This window comes from Rhodococcoides kroppenstedtii (genome assembly GCF_900111805.1).
Classification (GTDB): Bacteria; Actinomycetota; Actinomycetes; order Mycobacteriales; family Mycobacteriaceae; genus Rhodococcoides; species Rhodococcoides kroppenstedtii.
Window position 1 is genome coordinate 1 of the sequence record NZ_FOJN01000027.1, and the last position, 1,498, is coordinate 1,498.

The window sequence follows — 1,498 nt, forward strand, 5'->3', positions numbered from 1 at the left end:
TGGGCAAGTTCAACCGGTCGTTGCAACACCGGGCTGTTGGAGTGAGCTTAGCTGCTCGGTGAAGACCTCGGTCGGGGTCTTCCATCCGAGAACTTTCCGTGGCCGGTTGTTGACTGCAAGTGCGACGGCTTCGAGGTCCATGGCAGACCACCGAGACAGATCCGTACCTTTCGGAAAGTACTGCCTCAGAACGCCATTGGTGTTCTCGTTCGTCGGTCGTTGCCAAGGAGAGTGGGGGTCGGCGAAGTACACTTTGGTGCCTGTTTCGAGCGCGAACTGGGCGTGCCCGGACAGTTCTTTGCCGCGGTCCCAGGTGAGGGTCTTGCGGAGCTGCTCGGGGAGCTCGGCCATCGATTCCTTCAGGGCGGTGTTCATGGCGACGGCACCGTAACCGCCCAGCGATGGACCGTTCTTCACCACTGGGTTCTCGCCCCAGCCGTCCAGTCGAGGGAGGTGAACGAGGATTGTTGATCGACTGCTGCGCTCGACGAGTGTGCCGATTGCAGAGCGGCCCGTGCCGATGATCAGGTCACCCTCCCAATGCCCCGGGAACGCGCGATCATAGGCTTCCGCTGGGCGTTTGGAGAGTACGACATCTGCGGTGACATGCCCCTGCGGTTTGTTCTGCGACCGAGCGCGTGGCTCCCTCAATGCGCGGCCTGTGCGCAGACATGTCACGAGATCGCGCTTGAGGGCGCCGCGGCCCTCGATGAACAATGACTGGTAGATAGTCTCGTGGCTGATGCGCATGGACTCATCATCCGGGAAGTCGATTGTCAGCCGATGCGAAATCTGCTCCGGGCTCCACGCCGTTGCCCACTTCCGGTCTTGGCGATGCGGCTTGTTCAACCCCTTCCACGCCGGTATTTGCGGCCCACCGACCACGGTGCCGTCGGGGAGCCGGACGCTGCCGGCCAGACGTTCCTGTACGTACTCACGTAACCGTTTGTTGCTCAACAGCTTCGCGGACTTCGGGCGTTTCGAGGCCTGTTGCGCTTTCCACTGCGCGACCAGGGCACGGTAGACCTGCTTCCCGCTCCGGGTTGCTGCGTTACGGCGCAGTTCGCGTGAGATCGTCCCCGGGTCGCGGCCGATCCTGCGGGCAATTTCGCGCACGCCGACTTCCTGGGCGCGTAGCAATGCGATTTCCTCGCGTTCGGCGAACGAGAGGTAGCGGCCGGTGGGCTCATCCATACTCAGTGGCGTCATTCCGCCAGCGTGACGGAACCATCGCGACCCAACCGGGACCGACACGCCTACCGTCAAAGACGCCTCAGCAGTGCTCATTCCGGTTGCGATCAGCCTCCAGAACTGACGTTGCACCGCCCGCGAGGGCTCCGGCCTCCCGGGCGAGCGCATCGCTGGCCGAAGCGCACGATCAGCACGCCACTGCCGACGAACCCCCTCTGGAACATCGCTGGCCTTCTTACTCCAGTCTGCTGTAGCCACGTCGCATACCTCCGAGATCAGGGTGTTGCGACGACCAGTTGAATCCGCC

The 1,498-nt window shown here is 63.0% G+C and carries 1 protein-coding gene; it reads right to left on the reverse strand.

Annotation, left to right across the window (positions count from 1 at the left end; genetic code table 11):
• Positions 1–9: 9 nt before the first annotated feature.
• Complete coding sequence (locus BMZ18_RS19005; protein WP_442978386.1) at positions 10–1,359, reverse strand: IS30 family transposase; 1,350 nt, start codon at positions 1,357–1,359, stop codon at positions 10–12.
• Positions 1,360–1,498 lie beyond the last annotated feature (139 nt).